Origin of the sequence: Pseudomonas sp. Kh14, assembly GCF_900291005.1 — a bacterium.
Classification (GTDB): Bacteria; Pseudomonadota; Gammaproteobacteria; order Pseudomonadales; family Pseudomonadaceae; genus Aquipseudomonas; species Aquipseudomonas alloputida.
Window position 1 is genome coordinate 108,976 of the sequence record NZ_OLKJ01000022.1, and the last position, 19,221, is coordinate 128,196.

The 19,221-nt window shown below is 62.3% G+C and carries 14 protein-coding genes; 10 read left to right on the forward strand and 4 right to left on the reverse strand.

Going from position 1 to position 19,221, the window contains the following annotated elements; translation table 11 throughout:
• The first annotated feature begins 92 nt into the window (after window positions 1-92).
• Window positions 93-998, forward strand: coding sequence for a LysR family transcriptional regulator (locus FQ668_RS10145; RefSeq protein ID WP_010953080.1), 906 nt, complete (start codon window positions 93-95; stop codon window positions 996-998).
• A 39-nt stretch (window positions 999-1,037) separates the two neighbouring features.
• Here FQ668_RS10145 and FQ668_RS10150 read toward each other — a convergent pair whose 3' ends face one another.
• Entirely contained in the window at window positions 1,038-1,391 is a 354-nt protein-coding gene (locus tag FQ668_RS10150) for a hypothetical protein (RefSeq protein ID WP_014591821.1), read from the reverse strand.
• A 277-nt stretch (window positions 1,392-1,668) separates the two neighbouring features.
• Here FQ668_RS10150 and FQ668_RS10155 point away from each other — a divergent pair, with 277 nt between their 5' ends.
• A complete protein-coding gene (locus tag FQ668_RS10155; protein ID WP_019436883.1) occupies window positions 1,669-6,534 on the forward strand; it encodes an NAD-glutamate dehydrogenase in 4,866 nt (1,621 codons plus the stop codon).
• Between the two features lie 259 nt (window positions 6,535-6,793).
• Here FQ668_RS10155 and FQ668_RS10165 read toward each other — a convergent pair whose 3' ends face one another.
• Window positions 6,794-7,612 carry a pyruvate, water dikinase regulatory protein gene (locus FQ668_RS10165; protein ID WP_003248634.1) on the reverse strand — a complete coding sequence of 273 codons (819 nt, stop codon included), beginning with the start codon at window positions 7,610-7,612 and terminating at the stop codon, window positions 6,794-6,796.
• Window positions 7,613-7,803: 191 nt separating this feature from the next.
• On the opposite strand from FQ668_RS10165, the gene ppsA reads away from it, so the two are divergent.
• From ppsA to FQ668_RS10210, 8 genes are all read left to right on the forward strand, one after another.
• Window positions 7,804-10,179, forward strand: a complete 2,376-nt coding sequence (gene ppsA / locus FQ668_RS10170; RefSeq protein ID WP_019437371.1) for a phosphoenolpyruvate synthase — start codon at window positions 7,804-7,806, stop codon at window positions 10,177-10,179.
• Window positions 10,180-10,281: 102 nt separating this feature from the next.
• Complete coding sequence (locus FQ668_RS10175) at window positions 10,282-11,274, forward strand: alpha/beta fold hydrolase (RefSeq protein WP_026031860.1); 993 nt, start codon at window positions 10,282-10,284, stop codon at window positions 11,272-11,274.
• An 894-nt stretch (window positions 11,275-12,168) separates the two neighbouring features.
• Entirely contained in the window at window positions 12,169-12,660 is a 492-nt protein-coding gene (rraA, locus tag FQ668_RS10185; RefSeq protein ID WP_003248652.1) for a ribonuclease E activity regulator RraA, read from the forward strand.
• A gap of 27 nt (window positions 12,661-12,687) precedes the next feature.
• Entirely contained in the window at window positions 12,688-13,683 is a 996-nt protein-coding gene (locus FQ668_RS10190; RefSeq protein ID WP_014591817.1) for a zinc transporter ZntB, read from the forward strand.
• An 87-nt stretch (window positions 13,684-13,770) separates the two neighbouring features.
• On the forward strand, window positions 13,771-14,043 hold the full coding sequence (locus FQ668_RS10195; protein ID WP_014591816.1) for a hypothetical protein: 273 nt from the start codon (window positions 13,771-13,773) through the stop codon (window positions 14,041-14,043).
• Between the two features lie 2 nt (window positions 14,044-14,045).
• Window positions 14,046-14,870: a mechanosensitive ion channel domain-containing protein gene (locus tag FQ668_RS10200; protein WP_019437374.1), complete on the forward strand. Its 825-nt coding sequence runs from the start codon at window positions 14,046-14,048 to the stop codon at window positions 14,868-14,870.
• 113 nt (window positions 14,871-14,983) lie between these two features.
• A complete protein-coding gene (gene sigX / locus FQ668_RS10205; protein WP_003248665.1) occupies window positions 14,984-15,550 on the forward strand; it encodes an RNA polymerase sigma factor SigX in 567 nt (188 codons plus the stop codon).
• Window positions 15,551-15,661: 111 nt separating this feature from the next.
• On the forward strand, window positions 15,662-16,696 hold the full coding sequence (locus FQ668_RS10210) for an OmpA family protein (RefSeq protein ID WP_010953090.1): 1,035 nt from the start codon (window positions 15,662-15,664) through the stop codon (window positions 16,694-16,696).
• An 86-nt stretch (window positions 16,697-16,782) separates the two neighbouring features.
• On the opposite strand, the gene cobA is transcribed toward FQ668_RS10210, so the two are convergent.
• Window positions 16,783-17,523: a uroporphyrinogen-III C-methyltransferase gene (gene cobA, locus FQ668_RS10215; RefSeq protein WP_019437375.1), complete on the reverse strand. Its 741-nt coding sequence runs from the start codon at window positions 17,521-17,523 to the stop codon at window positions 16,783-16,785.
• A gap of 27 nt (window positions 17,524-17,550) precedes the next feature.
• On the reverse strand, window positions 17,551-19,221 hold the full coding sequence (locus tag FQ668_RS10220) for a bifunctional protein-serine/threonine kinase/phosphatase (RefSeq protein ID WP_019437376.1): 1,671 nt from the start codon (window positions 19,219-19,221) through the stop codon (window positions 17,551-17,553).

The window sequence follows — 19,221 nt, forward strand, 5'->3', positions numbered from 1 at the left end:
GGATGAGCCAAAGGGTGGATTCAGAAAAATAGCTATTCTTCTGTCTGCCATTCATATCTGATATACCCATTGTCGAATCTCAGGGTATTGCCGTGAAATTGTCCGTCCGCCACATCGAAGTGTTCCGCGCCATCATGGCCGCTGGCAGTGTCACGGGTGCGGCGCGCCTGCTGTTCACCTCGCAGCCCACCGTCAGCCGCGAACTGGCGCGGCTGGAGCAGGTAACTGGCCTGAACCTGTTCGAGCGCGAGGGCGGGCGCCTGGTGGCGACGGCCCAGGCGCTGCTGTTGATCGAAGAGGTCGAACGCGCCTACGTCGGGCTGGAGCGGATCGATCGCTTTGCCCAGGCCATCCGCAACTTCGAGCAGGGCCGGCTGGCCATCACCTGCCTGCCGCTGTTCTCGCAAACCTTGTTGCCCAAGGCTTGCCAGCGCTTTCACCAGCAGCACAGTGGCGTGAGCGTGAGCATTCTTGCGCAGGAGTCGCCGTTGCTGGAGGAGTCACTGGTTGCCCAGCAGCATGACCTTGGCCTGACTGAAGTCGAACAGATACCGCGCGGCGCGTATGGTGAATTGCTGTTCAGTGCCAACATGGTGTGCGTGTTGCCCGAGCATCACCCGCTGCAGGTGAAGGCTGAACTGGAGCTGAGTGATTTCCATGAGGTCGACTTCATCAACCTGGCCAGCCTGGATACCTACCGCCAGCGTCTGGATCAGCACTTTCGTGCGGCCGGGGTTAACCGCCGCACGGTCATCGAAACCACCAGTGCCGCTTCGGTGTGCGCCATGGTCAGGCAAGGCCTGGGGGTGGCGATCATCAACCCACTGAGCGGGCTGGAGGCGGCGCAAGGCGGGCTACCGATCCGCAGGTTACGGGTATCGGTGCCCTATCAGGTGATGCTCATACGCCCGGACCATCGGCCGGCATCGGCAGCGGTGGAGCCGTTTTGCGAGGCGTTGCGGGTGCAGGCCAAAGAGATGCAGCAGGCGCTGGCCTGATCATTGTGGGAGCGCGCTCCCACTAGGCAGGGGCAGGGTTCAAAGCTCGCAGACCAAGGTTCCAGTACCGGCCAGGATATTCTCCAGGGTTTCCTTCACTTCATCCATGTCACTCAGCTCGCTGGTCAGGTTGATTTCCAGTACTTCATCCCCCTTCAGCGCGTCCCGGTCGCCGGCCGCCACTTCGATCAGCAGGCGCTTGGCGCTCAGGGTCACTTTAAGGCCATCCAGCGTCGACGGCTCGTCATCCAGCGTCAGGTCGACGGTGTCCTCGTCCGGGTAACGGGTAAGCAGGAACATCTGACCCTTGTCGCTGTGGCAGCACAGGGTCGCCATGTTGTCTTCCTCGTCATCGCAAGGGGTGGCGAACAGCAGGGCGGTGTTGATTTGCATGAGCAGGCTCGGGTCAAAGGAAACGGAAGGGAATTCTGACAGTCTTGCGTACAGGCATAAACGTAAAGTTACCGCCCCTTGACCGAAATTGTCGCAGCGCTGCAAGCGTAGATGACCGATCAGTCGTTAAGCTTCGGCGAGCCCTGGGCGTGCCTGCGCACGTTCAACGTCTGGTTTTTTTTACCGTCCGTCATGCCACGGGTTGGCTATCGTTGATCCGTACACGGCGCACGCAGCGACGCTTCAATTATTACAAAGCCCAAGCGGAGTACCACAGATGGCGTTCTTCACCGCAGCCAGCAAAGCCGACTTCCAGCATCAACTGCAAGCGGCCCTGGCGCAGCACATCAGCGAGCAGTCCCTGCCACAAGTGGCGCTGTTCGCCGAGCAGTTTTTCGGCATCATCTCTCTGGACGAACTCACCCAGCGCAGGCTTTCCGACCTGGCCGGCTGCACCCTGTCAGCCTGGCGCATCATCGAGCGTTTCGACCCCGAATACCCGCAAGTGCGGGTGTACAACCCTGATTACGAACGCAATGGCTGGCAGTCGACCCATACCGTGGTCGAAGTGCTGCACCATGACTTGCCGTTCCTGGTCGACTCGGTGCGCACCGAGCTCAACCGCCGTGGCTACAGCATCCACACCCTGCAAACCACCGTGCTCAGCGTGCGCCGTGGCGCCAAGGGCGAGCTGTTGGAACTGCTGCCCAAGGGAACCCAGGGCGAAGGCGTGCGCTACGAGTCACTGATGTACCTGGAGATCGACCGCTGCGCCAATGCCGCCGAGCTGACAGTGCTGACCCGCGAGATCGAGCAGGTGCTGGCCGAGGTACGGGTGGTGGTGGCCGACTTCGACCCGATGAAGGCCAAACTGCGTGAAGTGGTGGCGCAGGTGGAACAGACCGGCTTTGGTCCTGCCCAAAACGAGAAGGGCGAAGTCAAGGCCTTCCTTGAGTGGCTGCTGGATAACCACTTCACCTTCCTGGGCTATGAAGAATTCACCGTCAAGGGCGACGCGGATGGCGGCCAGATGGTCTACGACGAGCAGTCGTTCCTCGGCCTGCCGCGTCGTCTGCGTGTGGGCCTGACCGCAGAAGAGCTGCGCATCGAAGACTACGCTGTGGCCTACCTCAACGAGCCGCTGCTGTTGTCGTTCGCCAAGGCCGCGCTGCCCAGCCGCGTGCATCGCCCGGCCTACCCGGACTATGTGTCGATCCGCCAGCTGGACGCCGACGGCAAGGTCATCAAGGAGCACCGCTTCATGGGGCTGTACACCTCGTCGGTGTATGGCGAAAGCGTACATGCCATTCCGTACATCCGCGTGAAGGTGGCCGAAGTCGAGCGCCGTTCGGGCTTCGATCCCAAGGCCCACCTGGGCAAGGAACTGGCCCAGGTGCTGGAAGTGCTGCCGCGCGACGACCTGTTCCAGACGCCGATCGACGAGCTGTTCAGCACGGTCATGGCAATCGTGCAGATCCAGGAGCGCAACAAGATCCGCGTGTTCCTGCGCAAAGACCCGTATGGCCGCTTCTGCTACTGCCTGGCCTACGTCCCGCGGGAAATCTACTCCACCGAAGTGCGGCAGAAGATCCAGCAGGTGCTGATGGAGCGCCTGAAGGCCACCGACTGCGAGTTCTGGACCTTCTTCTCCGAATCGGTATTGGCCCGTGTGCAACTTATTCTGCGGGTCGACCCCAAGAACCGTATCGACATCGACCCGCAGCAGCTGGAACGCGAAGTCATCCAGGCCTGCCGCTCGTGGCATGACGACTACTCGGCACTGGTGGTGGAGAACTTCGGCGAAGCCCAGGGCACCAACATCCTTGCCGATTTCCCCAAAGGGTTCCCGGCCGGTTACCGCGAGCGCTTCGCCGCGCACTCGGCGGTGGTCGACCTGCAGCATGTGCTGAACCTGTCGGAAAGCAAGCCGCTGGCCATGAGCTTCTACCAGCCGTTGACCCAGATGGGCGAGCGCATCCTGCACTGCAAGCTGTACCACGCCGACACCCCGCTGGCGCTGTCCGACGTGCTGCCGATCCTGGAAAACCTCGGCCTGCGCGTGCTCGGCGAGTTCCCGTATCGCCTGCGCCATGCCAATGGCCGCGAATACTGGATCCACGACTTCGCCTTCACCTACAGCGAAGGCCTGAGCCTGGACATCCAGCAGCTAAACGACACCCTGCAGGATGCCTTCATCCACATCGTCCGTGGTGATGCCGAGAACGACGCTTTCAACCGCCTGGTGCTCACCGCCGGCTTGCCGTGGCGCGACGTGGCCTTGCTGCGTGCCTACGCCCGTTACCTGAAACAGATCCGTCTGGGCTTCGATCTGGGCTATATCGCCAGCACCCTGAACAACCACACCGACATCGCCCGTGAGCTGACCCGGTTGTTCAAGACCCGCTTCTACCTGGCGCGCAAGCTTACCCAGGACGACCTTGACGACAAGCAACTGCGCCTGGAACAGGCCATCCTGAGCGCCCTGGACGACGTGCAGGTGCTCAACGAAGACCGCATCCTGCGGCGCTACCTGGACCTGATCAAGGCCACCCTGCGTACCAACTTCTACCAGCCCGACGCAAACGGCCAGAACAAGTCGTACTTCAGCTTCAAGTTCAACCCCAAGCTGATCCCCGAACTGCCCAAGCCGGTGCCAAAGTTCGAGATATTCGTCTATTCGCCACGCGTCGAGGGCGTGCACCTGCGCTTTGGCAACGTCGCTCGTGGCGGCCTGCGCTGGTCCGACCGCGAAGAAGACTTCCGCACCGAAGTGCTGGGCCTGGTCAAAGCCCAGCAGGTGAAGAACTCGGTCATCGTGCCGGTCGGCGCCAAGGGGGGCTTCCTGCCGCGCCGTCTGCCGATTGGCGGCAGCCGTGACGAGATTGCCGCCGAAGGCGTGGCGTGCTACCGCATCTTCATTTCCGGCCTGCTCGACATCACCGACAACCTCAAGGACGGTGGCGTGGTGCCGCCGGCCAACGTGGTGCGTCATGACGATGACGACCCGTACCTGGTGGTGGCGGCCGACAAAGGCACCGCGACCTTCTCCGACATCGCCAACGGCATTGCCATCGATTACGGCTTCTGGCTGGGCGATGCCTTTGCATCGGGCGGCTCGGCCGGTTACGACCACAAGAAAATGGGCATTACCGCACGCGGTGCCTGGGTGGGCGTGCAGCGTCACTTCCGCGAGCGTGGCATCAACGTGCAGGAAGACCCGATCACCGTCATCGGGGTCGGCGACATGGCGGGTGACGTGTTCGGCAATGGCCTGCTGATGTCCGACAAGCTGCAACTGGTGGCCGCGTTCAACCACCTGCATATCTTCATCGACCCCAACCCGGAGCCCGCTTCCAGTTTCGCTGAACGCAAGCGCCTGTTCGATCTGCCGCGTTCGGCCTGGAGCGACTACGACACCAGCATCATGTCCGAAGGCGGCGGGATCTTCCCGCGCAGTGCCAAGAGCATCGCCATCAGCCCGCAGATGAAAGAGCGCTTCGCCATCGAAGCCGACCGCCTGACCCCGACCGAGTTGCTCAATGCGCTGCTCAAGGCCCCGGTAGACCTGCTGTGGAACGGTGGTATCGGGACCTATGTCAAGGCCAGTACGGAGAGCCACGCCGATGTCGGCGACAAGGCAAACGATGCGCTGCGGGTCAACGGTAACGAACTGCGCTGCAAGGTGGTGGGCGAGGGTGGCAACCTGGGCATGACCCAGCTCGGCCGCGTCGAGTTCGGCCTGAATGGCGGCGCCACCAACACCGACTTCATCGACAACGCCGGCGGCGTGGACTGCTCCGACCACGAGGTCAACATCAAGATCCTGCTCAACGAAGTGGTGCAGGGTGGCGACATGACCGAGAAGCAGCGCAACCAGCTGCTGGGCAGCATGACCGACGAAGTGGCCGGCCTGGTGCTGGGCAACAACTACAAGCAGACCCAGGCGCTTTCGCTGGCCGCCCGCCGCGCCCGCGAGCGGATTGCCGAGTACAAGCGCCTGATGGCCGACCTCGAGGCGCGGGGCAAGCTGGACCGTGCCATTGAATTCCTGCCGTCTGAAGAGCAGTTGGCCGAACGCCTGGCTGCCGGCCAGGGCCTGACCCGCGCCGAGCTGTCGGTGCTGATCTCGTACAGCAAGATCGACCTCAAGGAGCAACTGCTCAAGTCGCTGGTGCCGGACGACGACTACCTGACCCGTGACATGGAAACCGCTTTCCCGCCGTCCCTGGTCAGCAAGTTCGCCGAGGCCATGCGCCGCCACCGCCTGAAGCGCGAAATCGTCAGCACCCAGATCGCCAACGACCTGGTCAACAACATGGGTATCACCTTCGTACAGCGCCTGAAGGAGTCGACTGGCATGAGCCCGGCCAACGTGGCCGGCGCTTACGTGATCGTGCGCGACATCTTCCACCTGCCGCACTGGTTCCGCCAGATCGAGGCGCTGGACTATCAGGTGCCGGCGGAAATCCAGCTCACCCTGATGGACGAGCTGATGCGCCTGGGCCGCCGTGCCACCCGCTGGTTCCTGCGTAGCCGCCGCAACGAACAGGACGCCGGGCGCGATACCGCGCACTTCGGGCCGAAGATCGCGCAGCTGGGTCTGAAGCTGGATGAGCTGCTCGAAGGCCCCACCCGCGAACGCTGGATGGTGCGCTACCAAGGCTTTGTCGACGCCGGTGTGCCGGAGTTGCTGGCGCGGATGGTGGCGGGTACCAGCCACCTGTACACCCTGCTGCCGATCATTGAGGCGGCCGACGTGACCGGCCATGAGCCAGCGCAGGTGGCCAAGGCATTCTTCGCCGTGGGCAGCGCACTGGACCTGACCTGGTACTTGCAGGAAATCAGCAACCTGCCGGTGGAAAACAACTGGCAGGCGCTGGCGCGCGAGGCTTTCCGCGACGATATCGACTTGCAGCAGCGGGCGATCACCATTTCGGTCCTGCAGATGGTCGATGCACCGCAAGACATGGATGCCCGCGTGGCGTTGTGGTCAGAGCAGCATCGGGGAATGGTGGAGCGCTGGCGCGCCATGCTCGACGACTTGCGCAATGCCACGGGCACTGACTATGCGATGTACGCGGTGGCGAACCGCGAGCTGGTCGACCTGGCCATGAGCGGGCAGGCGGCGGTGGTGCCGTCCTGAGCCTTCTGGTGAGGTAAAACAAAGCCCCGGCAGTGATGCCGGGGCTTTTTTTGTATTCCTGGGCTGGCCCCTTCGCGGGTGAACCCGCTCCTACACAGATTGGTGGTGGACACACATCGGGGGTTGGACACAGCCCGTCGTGTAGGAGCGGGTTCACCCGCGAAGAGGCCGGCCCTGCTGGCCAATTTCCACCCGCCGTTCACTGTCGCTGCCGCCACCGTATTCGCGGGTAAACCCGCTCCTACAGGGGGCGGGGCCGTTACTTGAACCGCCTCTCCACGCCTTTTTCGACCAGGATCTTGGCGGAAATCTCTTCCACCGAAAAATGCGTGGAATTGATATTGGGGATGTTCTCCCTGCGGAACAGGCTTTCCACTTCACGCACTTCGAATTCGCACTGGGCAAAGCTGGAATAGCGGCTGTTGGGCTTGCGTTCGTGGCGGATGGCGGTGAGGCGGTCGGGGTCGATGGTCAGGCCAAACAGCTTGCTGTGGTGCTTTTTCAGCACCGCCGGCAGCTGCAGGCGCTCCATGTCGTCCTCGGTCAGCGGGTAATTGGCGGCACGGATGCCGAACTGCATGGCCATGTACAGGCAGGTTGGGGTTTTGCCACAGCGCGACACACCAACCAGAATCAGGTCGGCTTTGTCGTAGTAGTGGGTGCGTGCACCATCGTCGTTATCCAGGGCGAAATTCACCGCCTCGATGCGTTCCATGTAGTTGGAATTGCCACCAATCGAGTGGGATTTGCCCACGGAATACGACGAATGGGCGATCAATTCCTGCTCAAGTGGGGATAAAAACGAAGAAAAGATGTCGATCATGAAGCCATTCGACGTCGCCAGGATCTCGCGGATGTCCTGGTTGACAATGGTGTCGAAGATGATCGGGCGGACCCCATCCCGCTCGGCCGCAGCGTTGATTTGCTGGACCATGGCCCGCGCTTTGTCCGGCGAATCGATGTAAGGACGGGTGAATTTGTTGAATGGAATGCTCTCGAATTGCGCGAGCAAACTCTGGCCCAGGGTTTCGGCAGTGATACCCGTGCCGTCGGAGATGAAGAACGCGGTTCGTTTCATTTGCGATCTGGGCCTTAAGCTGATGACGATTCTTGGATATGATAAGTTCGGTTTGCCGAATGCGGCTGTCGACATTCTGCCACATTTGCAGAGCCTATTTTCCAGGTACAGGCCACAAACGCCCGGCCAAGTCACAGAAGACAGGCGGGCGCCTTTTGAGCTTTTCCAACACAGTTAGTGGAGAGATCACCTTGGTAGAGTACGTAGTTTCCCTCGATAAGCTCGGCGTCCATGATGTGGAGCATGTGGGGGGCAAGAACGCATCCCTGGGCGAGATGATCAGTAACCTCGCCGGTGCCGGCGTGTCGGTGCCGGGCGGCTTTGCCACTACGGCTCAGGCGTACCGTGACTTTCTCGAGCAGAGCGGGCTGAACGACCGCATTCACGCCGCGCTCGACGCGCTGGATGTTGACGACATCAATGCCCTGACCAAGACCGGCGCGCAGATTCGCCAGTGGGTCATGGAAGCCGAATTCCCGCCACGCCTGGATTCGGAAATCCGTACGGCCTTCGCAGAAATGGCCGCCGGCAACGACAACATGGCCGTTGCTGTCCGTTCCTCGGCTACCGCTGAAGACCTGCCAGACGCCTCGTTCGCCGGCCAGCAGGAAACCTTCCTCAACATCCGCGGCGTCGATAACGTGATCCGCGCGGCCAAGGAAGTGTTCGCTTCGCTGTTCAATGACCGCGCCATCGCCTACCGCGTGCACCAGGGCTTCGATCACAAGCTGGTTGCCTTGTCTGCCGGTGTGCAGCGCATGGTTCGCTCCGAAACCGGCACCGCCGGCGTCATGTTCACCCTCGACACCGAGTCGGGCTTCCGCGACGTGGTGTTCATCACTGGCGCCTATGGCCTGGGCGAAACCGTCGTACAGGGTGCAGTCAACCCTGACGAATTCTACGTGCACAAGAACACCCTCCAGGCCGGCCGCCCGGCCATCCTGCGCCGCAACCTGGGCAGCAAGGCGATCAAGATGGTCTATGGCGACGAAGCCAAGGCCGGCCGTTCGGTCAAGACCGTCGAAGTCGACCGCGCCGAGCGCGCACGCTTCTGCCTGACCGATGCCGAGGTCAGCGAGCTGGCCAAGCAGGCCATGATCATCGAGCAGCACTACCAGCGCCCGATGGACATCGAGTGGGCCAAGGACGGTGACGATGGCAAGCTGTACATCGTCCAGGCCCGCCCTGAGACGGTGAAGAGCCGTTCCAGCGCCAACGTCATGGAACGCTACCTGCTCAAAGAGAAAGGCACCGTGCTGGTCGAAGGCCGTGCCATTGGCCAGCGTATCGGCGCCGGCAAGGTTCGCGTCATCAACGACGTATCGGAAATGGACAAGGTCCAGCCAGGCGACGTGCTGGTCTCCGACATGACTGACCCTGACTGGGAACCGGTGATGAAGCGCGCCAGTGCCATCGTCACCAACCGCGGTGGCCGTACCTGCCACGCAGCGATCATCGCCCGTGAGCTGGGTATCCCGGCGGTTGTCGGTTGCGGCAACGCTACCCAGATACTGAAAGACGGCCAGGGCGTGACCGTTTCCTGTGCCGAAGGCGATACCGGCTTTATCTTCGAAGGCGAGCTGGGCTTCGACATCAAGCAGAACTCGGTCGATGCCATGCCGGAACTGCCGTTCAAGATCATGATGAACGTCGGCAACCCGGACCGCGCCTTCGACTTCGCCCAGCTGCCCAACGCCGGTGTCGGGCTGGCACGCCTGGAGTTCATCATCAACCGCATGATCGGCGTGCACCCCAAGGCGCTGCTGAACTATGCGGGCCTGCCTGCCGACCTGAAAGAAAGCGTCGACAAGCGCATTGCCGGCTACAACGACCCGGTTGGCTTCTACGTCGAGAAGCTGGTAGAAGGCATCAGCACCCTGGCGGCGGCCTTCTACCCGAAAAAGGTCATCGTGCGCCTGTCGGACTTCAAGTCCAACGAGTACGCCAACCTCATCGGCGGCAAGCTGTACGAGCCGGAAGAAGAAAACCCGATGCTGGGCTTCCGCGGTGCTTCGCGTTACATCAGCGAATCGTTCCGTGACTGCTTCGAGCTCGAGTGCCGTGCACTTAAGCGTGTGCGCAACGAGATGGGCCTGACCAACGTCGAGATCATGGTGCCGTTCGTACGCACCTTGGGCGAAGCCAGCCAGGTCGTGGACCTGCTCGCCGAAAACGGCCTGGCCCGCGGCGACAACGGCCTGCGCGTGATCATGATGTGCGAACTGCCGTCCAACGCCATCCTCGCCGAAGAGTTCCTGGAATACTTCGACGGCTTCTCGATCGGTTCCAACGACCTGACCCAGCTGACCCTGGGCCTGGACCGTGACTCGGGCATCATTGCCCACCTGTTCGACGAGCGTAACCCTGCGGTGAAGAAGCTGCTGGCCAACGCCATTGCCGCGTGCAACAAGGCTGGCAAGTACATCGGCATCTGCGGCCAAGGCCCATCGGACCACCCGGACCTGGCCAAGTGGCTGATGGAGCAGGGCATCGAAAGCGTGTCGCTGAACCCGGACTCGGTACTCGAGACCTGGTTCTTCCTGGCCGAAGGCCAAGGCGCGGCCTGATGCAGTAAACGCGGGGGGGCGTCTGGCGCCCTCCTGCCTGGTTTTTTTCCAGGGCGAGTTCCAGCAATGGACCCCGCCCTTTTTTGTGCACCAAGCAACCTTATGCAAAGCAGCAGCACTTTATTCCCCGTGGCCCTGCTCAGTGCCGAGCGCCGCGGCGATCTCAGCGAAGACGTGTATCGGATCAAGGCCGGTAATGGTCCGGATCCCAGCGTCGAGCTCGCCATCACCCGTCTGGGGCTGGCCGACCAGGTTCAGGCCCAAGGCGTGCCGGTCATTCTCCTGCACGGCAGTTTTTCCAATCGGCGCTTCTGGTATTCGCCCAAAGGGGTTGGCCTGGGTGCCTACCTTGCGCGCGCCAGTTTCGATGTCTGGATCCCGGAAATGCGAGGCCACGGCCTGTCGCCGCGTAACCATGACTGGAAACACAACAGCGTTGCCGCCTACGCCCGTGATGACCTGCCGTTGATCAACGCGTTCGTGCGCGAGCAATCGGGCCAGGCGCCGCACTGGGTTGGCCATTCCCTGGGTGGCACCACCCTGGTAGCTGCGCTGGGCGGTGGTTTTCTGGCTGCCGAGCAGTTGGCCAGCGTGGCGGTGTTCGGTACCCAGATCAGCCGTGTCTATTGGCCGTTGAAAGTGCCGCCGCTGGCTTGGGGCGCGAAGCTGGTGCTCAAGCGTTGGGGGCAGATATCCGGGCCACGTTTCAAGCGTGGGCCTGAAGACGAGCCGATAGGCCTCGCCCTGGAGAGCATGCGCTGGCACGGCCTGTTCGGGCGCTTTGGCGACAAGAAGCACGATTGGTGGGCAGGGCTGGCTGAAGTGGATGTACCGCTGCTGGCGGTGGCCGGTGCCGGGGACTTCCAGGACCCTGTGTGGGCCTGTCGCAAGCTGTTCGAGCAGTTGGGCGGCGAGCGCAAGCAGTTCCTGCGGCTGGGTCGTGAAGAAGGTTTCGAGGCCTTCGGGCATGTCGACATGCTGGTGAGCAAGGCCGCGCAGGTGCAGGTGTGGCCGCTGGTGGAGCGCTGGCTGCGCAACCCGCTGCTGCCGGTGCATGCGTCCACTGTCGTTGCCGACCCTGTGCCTGCCAGTTGAGTTCGCTGTACCTGTCATGGCCTCTTCGCGGGTTTACCCGCGAAAGGGCCGGGCCTGCTGGCCAATCTCCACCCGCCGTTCACTGTTGACGCCGCCACCGTATTCGCGGGTAAACCCGCTCCTACGCCGGATCGGTGGTGGACACAGGTCGGTGGTTGGTCACAGGCCGTCGTGTAGGAGCGGGTTTACCCGCGAAGAGGCCGGCCCTGCTGGCCAATCTCCACCCGCCGTTCACCGTTGACGCCGCCACCGTATTCGCGGGTAAACCCGCTCCTACACCGGATTGGTGGTGGACCCACATCGGTGATTGGGCNGTTGACGCCGCCACCGTATTCGCGGGTAAACCCGCTCCTACACCGGATTGGTGGTGGACCCACATCGGTGATTGGGCGCAGGCCGTCGTGTAGGAGCGGGTTTACCCGCGAAGAGGCCGGCCCTGCTGGCCAATTACCACCCGCCGTTCACTGTTGACGCCGCCACCGTATTCGCGGGTAAACCCGCTCCTACACCGGATTGGTGGTGGACCCACATCGGTGATTGGGCGCAGGCCGTCGTGTAGGAGCGGGTTTACCCGCGAAGAGGCCGGCCCTGCTGGCCAATNACCCACATCGGTGATTGGGCGCAGGCCGTCGTGTAGGAGCGGGTTTACCCGCGAAGAGGCCGGCCCTGCTGGCCAATCTCCACCCGCCGTTCACTGTTGACGCCGCCACCGTATTCGCGGGTAAACCCACTCTTACGCTGGATAGCGGCGCGTTCCTGTGCAGGTGCGGTCCCGCGTGGAAGGACCGGTACAGGATGAATACAAATGACTGCCCGGTCCCGGATGACTACGACAGCCTCCAAGGTGTAGCCTTGGCCGATACCCGCTTTCGTTGTGACTGACAGGAGCTTCCCATGCAGCATTACGTAACGCCCGACCTGTGTGACGCCTACCCGGACCTGGTGCAAGTGCTGGAACCGATGTTCAGCAATTTCGGTGGCCGCGATTCGTTCGGTGGCCAGATCGTTACCATCAAGTGTTTCGAGGACAATTCGCTGGTCAAGGAGCAGGTCGAACTCGACGGCAAGGGCAAAGTGCTGGTGGTCGATGGCGGGGGGTCGCTGCGCCGTGCGCTGCTCGGCGACATGCTCGCCGAAAAAGCCGCAAAAAACGGTTGGGAAGGCTTGGTGATCTACGGCTGCGTGCGTGATGTCGACGTGCTGATCCAGACCGACGTTGGCGTGCAGGCCCTGGCCAGCCACCCAATGAAGACTGACAAGCGCGGTATCGGCGATCTCAACGTGGTGGTCACCTTCGCCGGGGTCACCTTCCGCCCGGGTGAGTATGTATATGCCGACAACAATGGCGTGCTGGTCTCGCCAAGCCCGCTGAAAATGCCGGAGTAATGCGCCGCACGCGCTGATGGAGCTTTGATGTTCGAGGAAGACAACGCGCAGTGGGGGCTGGTGCATGCCCTGGTGCTCGATGGCAAAGGTGGCGCGCGCTCGATTGCCCGTACCGAACTGGACGACCTGCAGTTGCAACCGGAGCAGAGCCTGTGGCTGCACTGGGACCGCAGCCATCCGCAAACCCGTTCCTGGCTGCTGCACGACAGCGGCCTGAGCGAGTTCGCCTGCGAGCTGCTGCTGGAAGAAAACACCCGGCCGCGCCTGCTGCCCATGGCGGACGAACAGCTGTTGCTGTTCCTGCGGGGGGTCAACCTCAACCCGGGTGCCGAGCCCGAAGACATGGTTTCGGTACGCATCTTCGCCGAGGCGCAGCGGGTTATCTCGCTGCGCCTGCGGCCGTTGCGCGCCAGCGATGAAATTCTCCAGTTGCTGGAACAGGGCAGGGGACCGAAATCGGCCTCGGAACTGTTGTTGTTGATGGGTGAGTTGCTGACCGAAAAGGTCCAGGGCCTGGTCAGCGACCTGGCCGAGCTCGTCGACCTGGAGGAAGAAAAGGTCGAATCCGACGAGCGGTACACCCCGGAGCAGGGCAGCCTGCAGCAGATCCGCCGCCGTGCCGCTGGCTTGCGCCGCTTTCTCGCCCCGCAACGGGAAATCTACGCGCAGTTGTCGCGCAGCAAATGGAGCTGGTTCGCCAATGCCGACGCCGATTACTGGAATGAACTCAACAACAGCCTGATCCGCTACCTCGAAGAGCTGGAACTGGCCCGCGAACGCGCTGCGCTGGTGCTGGAAAGCGAGGACCGGCGGCGTAGCGAGCGGATGAACCGCACGATGTACCGCTTTGGCATCATCACCTGCATCTTCCTGCCCATGAGCTTCGTCACCGGGCTGCTGGGCATCAATGTCGGCGGCATCCCCGGGGCGGAAAACCCTTTGGGCTTCCTGTTCGCCTGCATCGTCGTGCTGGGGTTGGCCGTGGGGCAGTGGTGGCTGTTCCGGCGGTTGCGGTGGGTATAGTTGTGCAATTTGAAACCTTCGTGCCAACAGGATGTGTGACCCGTCGCCCGGCCATCTCGTCTCTTGCTGACACTGCGCGAGGTGCCCATGCACGATCCGTTTGAAGAATCCCTGCGCGACCTGCTCAAGGCGTCACCCTCCGGCAATGACCGGGACGACCGGGACGACGCCGCTTGCCTGGGTCGCGTGCTGAAAACCGCCAACCGCCAGGTTGGCGCGGGTGATCTGTTCAGCCTGCTTGGCCGCTGGAGCCAGGCGCTGCTGATTGCCGTGAACAATGGCTCGGCGCATGTTGCGCCGGTGCGTCGACACTCTTCCCGCAACGCTGCCACCGGCAGCAAAGCAGATAAGGCCGATTGAATATGGAACTCGATCTCTGGACCCAGAGCCTGGTCACCGCGATGACTGCCCTTTGGACCAAGGTAGCGAACTTCATCCCCAACCTGTTCGGCGCGCTGGTCGTGGTGCTGCTCGGTTTCGTGGTGGCCAAGCTGCTCGACACGCTGCTGTCCAAATTGTTGGCCAAATTTGGCCTGGACCGCCTGATGGCCGGCACCGGCCTCACCAAAATGCTCGGTCGCGGCGGTATCCAGGTGCCGATCTCGACCCTGATCGGCAAGATCGTCTATTGGTTCGTGCTGCTCATCTTCCTGGTCTCGGCCGCCGAATCGTTGGGCCTTGAGCGGGTTTCGGCAACCCTCGACATGCTTGCCCTGTACTTGCCCAAGGTGTTCGGCGCGGCCCTGGTGCTGCTGGCCGGCGTGCTGCTGGCGCAGGTGGCCAACGGCCTGGTGCGTGGCGCTGCCGAAGGTATCGGCCTGGAATACTCGGCGGGTCTGGGGCGTATTACCCAAGGCCTTGTGATCATCATCAGCATCTCGGTGGCCATCAGCCAGCTTGAAGTGAAAACCGACCTGCTGAACCACGTCATCGTTATCGGGCTGATTACCGTTGGTCTGGCCGTTGCCTTGGCCATGGGCCTTGGCAGTCGCGAAATTGCCGGGCAGATCCTTGCCGGCATCTACGTGCGCGAGCTGTACCAAGTGGGCCAGCAGGTGCGGATTGGAGAGGTCGAAGGGCATATCGAGGAGATCGGTACGGTGAAGACGACGCTGCTGACCGATGATGGCGAAATGGTGTCGCTGGCTAACCGCGAGCTGCTTGAACAGCGCGTCAATAGCCGCTAACCGCACAAAAGCTGTTAATGTATGCCGCCGCGAAATTCGACCCACGGGGTCGCGCGGCGACATTGACCTGACTGTCGGCCAGATCCGTTTTGAATAAAGTTCATTCGCCGCCCATGCGCTATGACCCCCGCGAGCTCACAGACGAAGAGTTGGTGGCGCGTTCGCATGAGGAGCTGTACCACGTTACCCGCGCCTATGAAGAGCTCATGCGGCGCTACCAACGGACCCTGTTCAACGTCTGTGCGCGTTATCTGGGGAACGACCGTGACGCGGACGATGTCTGTCAGGAAGTGATGCTGAAAGTGCTGTACGGGCTGAAAAACTTCGAGGGTAAGTCGAAGTTCAAGACCTGGCTCTACAGCATCACCTACAACGAGTGCATTACCCAGTACCGCAAGGAGCGTCGCAAACGTCGGTTGATGGATGCCTTGAGTCTGGACCCTGTTGAAGAGGCGTCCGAGGACAAAGCTCCAAAGCCGGAAGAAAAAGGCGGGCTGGACAAGTGGCTGGTGCATGTGAACCCGATTGACCGGGAAATTCTGGTGCTGCGTTTTGTCGCAGAACTGGAGTTCCAGGAAATTGCCGACATCATGCACATGGGCCTGAGCGCGACGAAAATGCGTTACAAGCGCGCGCTAGACAAGCTTCGGGAGAAATTTGCCGGCCTTGATGAAACTTAGTGGCGTGCAAATATCTCTAACGAACCGGCGAGTTCTGCTAGACTCGCCGTCGAGTTGTCCCTCTTGTTTGTGGTGGGACTGCTTAACTATCACCAGATGGGGATTTAACGGATGAAATTGAAAAACACCTTGGGCTTGGCCATTGGTTCGCTTGTAGCCGCCACTTCGATTGGCGCTATGGCACAAGGTCAAGGCGCCGTCGAGACTGAAATCTTCTACAAGAAAGAATTCTTCGACAGCCAGCGCGACTTCAAGAACGACGGCAACCTGTTCGGCGGCTCGATCGGTTACTTCCTGACCGACGACGTTGAGCTGCGTCTGGGCTACGACGAAGTGCACAACGCTCGTGGCGAAGACGGCAAGAACATCAAGGGCTCGAACACCGCCCTGGACGCCGTTTACCACTTCAACAACCCGTACGACGCCATCCGTCCGTACGTTTCCGCTGGTTTCTCGCACCAGTCGCTGGGCCAGACCGGCCGTGGCGGTCGTGACCACTCCACCTTCGCCAACGTTGGCGCTGGCGCCAAGTGGTACATCACCGACATGTTCTATGCCCGTGCCGGCGTAGAAGCTCAGTACAACATCGACCAGGGCGACACCGAGTGGGCCCCGAGCGTTGGTGTTGGCCTGAACTTCGGCGGTAGCCCGAAGCAAGCTGAAGCTGCTCCTGCTCCAGTTGCTGAAGTCTGCTCCGACTCCGACAACGACGGCGTGTGCGACAACGTCGACAAGTGCCCAGACACCCCGGCCAACGTTACCGTTGACGCCGACGGCTGCCCGGCTGTTGCCGAAGTCGTTCGCGTTGAGCTGGACGTCAAGTTCGACTTCGACAAGTCGGTCGTCAAGCCTAACAGCTACGGCGACATCAAAAACCTGGCTGACTTCATGAAGCAGTACCCACAAACCACCACCGTGGTTGAAGGTCACACTGACTCCGTGGGTCCAGACGCTTACAACCAGAAGCTGTCCGAGCGTCGTGCCAACGCTGTCAAGCAAGTGCTGACCCAGCAGTACGGCGTAGAATCCAGCCGTGTTGACTCGGTTGGCTACGGCGAAACCCGTCCGGTTGCTGACAACGCCACCGAAGAAGGCCGTGCTGTCAACCGTCGCGTTGAAGCTCAGGTAGAAGCCCAGGCCAAGTAATTGGTTTGAAGCTTCATGAAAAACCCGGCCTCGGCCGGGTTTTTCTTTGCCTGGGTTTTAACCGGCCTCGAAGGCTGCTCCTGCAGTCAGCCTGCGATTGCGATCCGCCCCACAGCCTGCTGCTCCCCAACCACCTCCCCAATCACCAGGATTGCCGGGCTACGCAAACCAAACGCCCGCGCAGCTTCCACCATTCCCTGCACATCGCTTCTGCACTCCCGCTGCTGCGGCAACGAGGCATTTTCGATCATCGCCACCGGCATTCCCGGCGCCATGCCCCCTGCCAGCAATCCCTGGCGCACCTGTTCCAGCCGCGCCACCCCCATGTAGACCACCAGCGTTGTCCCGCCCTGAGCCAAGGCCGCCCAGTTCAGCTCGCTATCGTCCTGGGTGTGCGCCGTCACCAGCGTCACCCCTCGGCTCACGCCCCGTGAAGTCAGGGGGATCCCGCACTGCGTGGCTCCGGCAAGGCCGGCAGTGATGCCATTGATCACCTCCACCTCGATGCCATGTCCCTGCAGCCACAGTGCCTCCTCACCGCCACGGCCGAAGATGCAAGGGTCGCCGCCCTTGAGCCGCACCACGCAACGGCCCTGTTGCGCGTGGCGCAGCATCAGGCGCTGAATGAACGCTTGCGGTGTAGAGCGGCAGCCGCCGCGCTTGCCCACGGTCATTACCCGGGCCTGCGGGCAATGCTCGAGCACTGCCGGGTTGACGAGGTCGTCGACCATGACCACGGCGGCTTGCTGCAACGCACGCACTGCCTTGAGGGTGAGCAGGTCAGGGTCACCAGGGCCGGCACCGACCAGCCATACTTTTGCATTCATCAGCGTTTCCTCATCGGCAAGGCGCGTTCAGCCCTTGAGCAGGGTGAACAGCAGTATCAGATTGATCAGCAACGACAACAGGGCCAGGGTGCGCCACACCTTCAGCGGCTCGCGCTCCAGCAGCGGCCGGGGGCGACTGGGCAGTTCCTGGCGGTCGCCACGCTCGAGCAGCAGCAACCAGTGTTCGGCGGTTTCGAAGCGCTGCGTCGGGTCGCTCGCCACAGCCTGCAGCAGGTTGTGCTGCAGCCATTCCGGCAGGTCGGGTCGGTAGCGCGCGGCGTTGACCGGCTGGCCGAAGCGCGGGCGCTGGAAAGCCTCTACCTCGCCGTACGGGTAGTGTCCGGTCAGCAGGTGGTACAGGGTCACGCCCACTGCATACAAGTCCTGACGCGGGCTGGGCGGGTGGCCTTCGAATGCTTCCGGGGCGATGTACGAGGGCGTGCCCGGCAGCTCGTGCAGCGGGTATTCGGACAGGCCTGGGCAATAAGCCAGGCCGAAGTCCAGCAGGCGCAGCTGGCCATCACGGCCCAGGTGCAGGTTGTCTGGCTTGATGTCGCGGTGCAGCAAGTTGCGCCGATGCAGCACACCGACTGCCTGCAGCAGTTGCCGGGCGACTTCCAGCCATTGCGGCAGGGGCAGCGGGCCTTGTTCGGCCAGCAACGCCGCCAGGTTCTGGCCGGGATATTCGCGCATTACGTAGTACAGGTGCTGGCGCTGACTGGCGGCGTGTAGCTCGGGGAAGTGCCGGCCGGCGATGCGGCGCAGAAACCACTCTTCCAGCAACAGCCCTTGCGCCGCCCCCGGTTCCTGTTCACGTGCAGTGGGCAGGGTCTTGAGCAGCCAAGGCTGGTTCTGGCTATCGCGCACTTTGTACAGCAAGGACTGGCGGCTGTGCGCATGCAATGTTTCGACCTGCCAGCCGTCGATCACCTGGCCTTCGCGCAGCGCGCCGGGCACTGGCCATTGTTGCAGTTGCGCCAGGGTATCGCCCAGGTTGGCCGTGCCCAGTTGCTCGACTTGTACCAGCAAGGCGCTGGCGTTGTCTTTGCTGCCGTTGAGGTGGGCACTGGCCACCAGGGTGTCGGCGGCCAGTTGCAGGTCAGTTTGCTCGCGCAGCACGGCCTGGATGTGCTGTTCGCCCAGGCTGGCCCAGACCCCGTCGCTAAGCAGCAGAAAACATTCGCCCGGTTGCAGCTCGCCTTCCAGGTAGTCCACCAGCAGGTGCTGGTCCAGGCCCAGTGCCCGTTTCAGTACATGCTGCATGCCCGGTTGGTCCCATACATGGTCTTCGCTCAGGCATTGCAGGTTCCCCTCGTGCCAGCGGTACACCCGGCAGTCGCCTACATGGGCCAAGGTAAAGCGCCGGCCGCGCAACACCAGCGCGCTAAGCGTGGTCAGCAACGGCTGGCCGCTGCCCTGGGCGCGCAACCAGCGGTTTTGCGCCAGCAGCAGGCGGTCGAGGGCCTGGGCCACGCTCCAGGTGGCCGGGGTGGCGTAGTAATCCAGGGCCAGTGCCTGCAGGCTGGCGCGCGCCGCCAGGCCGCCGTCGGCACATTGGCTGACGCCGTCGGCCAAGGCGAACAGGTAGCCTTTGCTGGCGGCCAGTTCTGGTGCCGGCGTCACCAGGCGCAGGGCGTCCTGGTTTTCCGCGCGCGGCCCGGTGGCGCTGGCCTGGGCAAAGCTCAGTAGCAGGCTCAT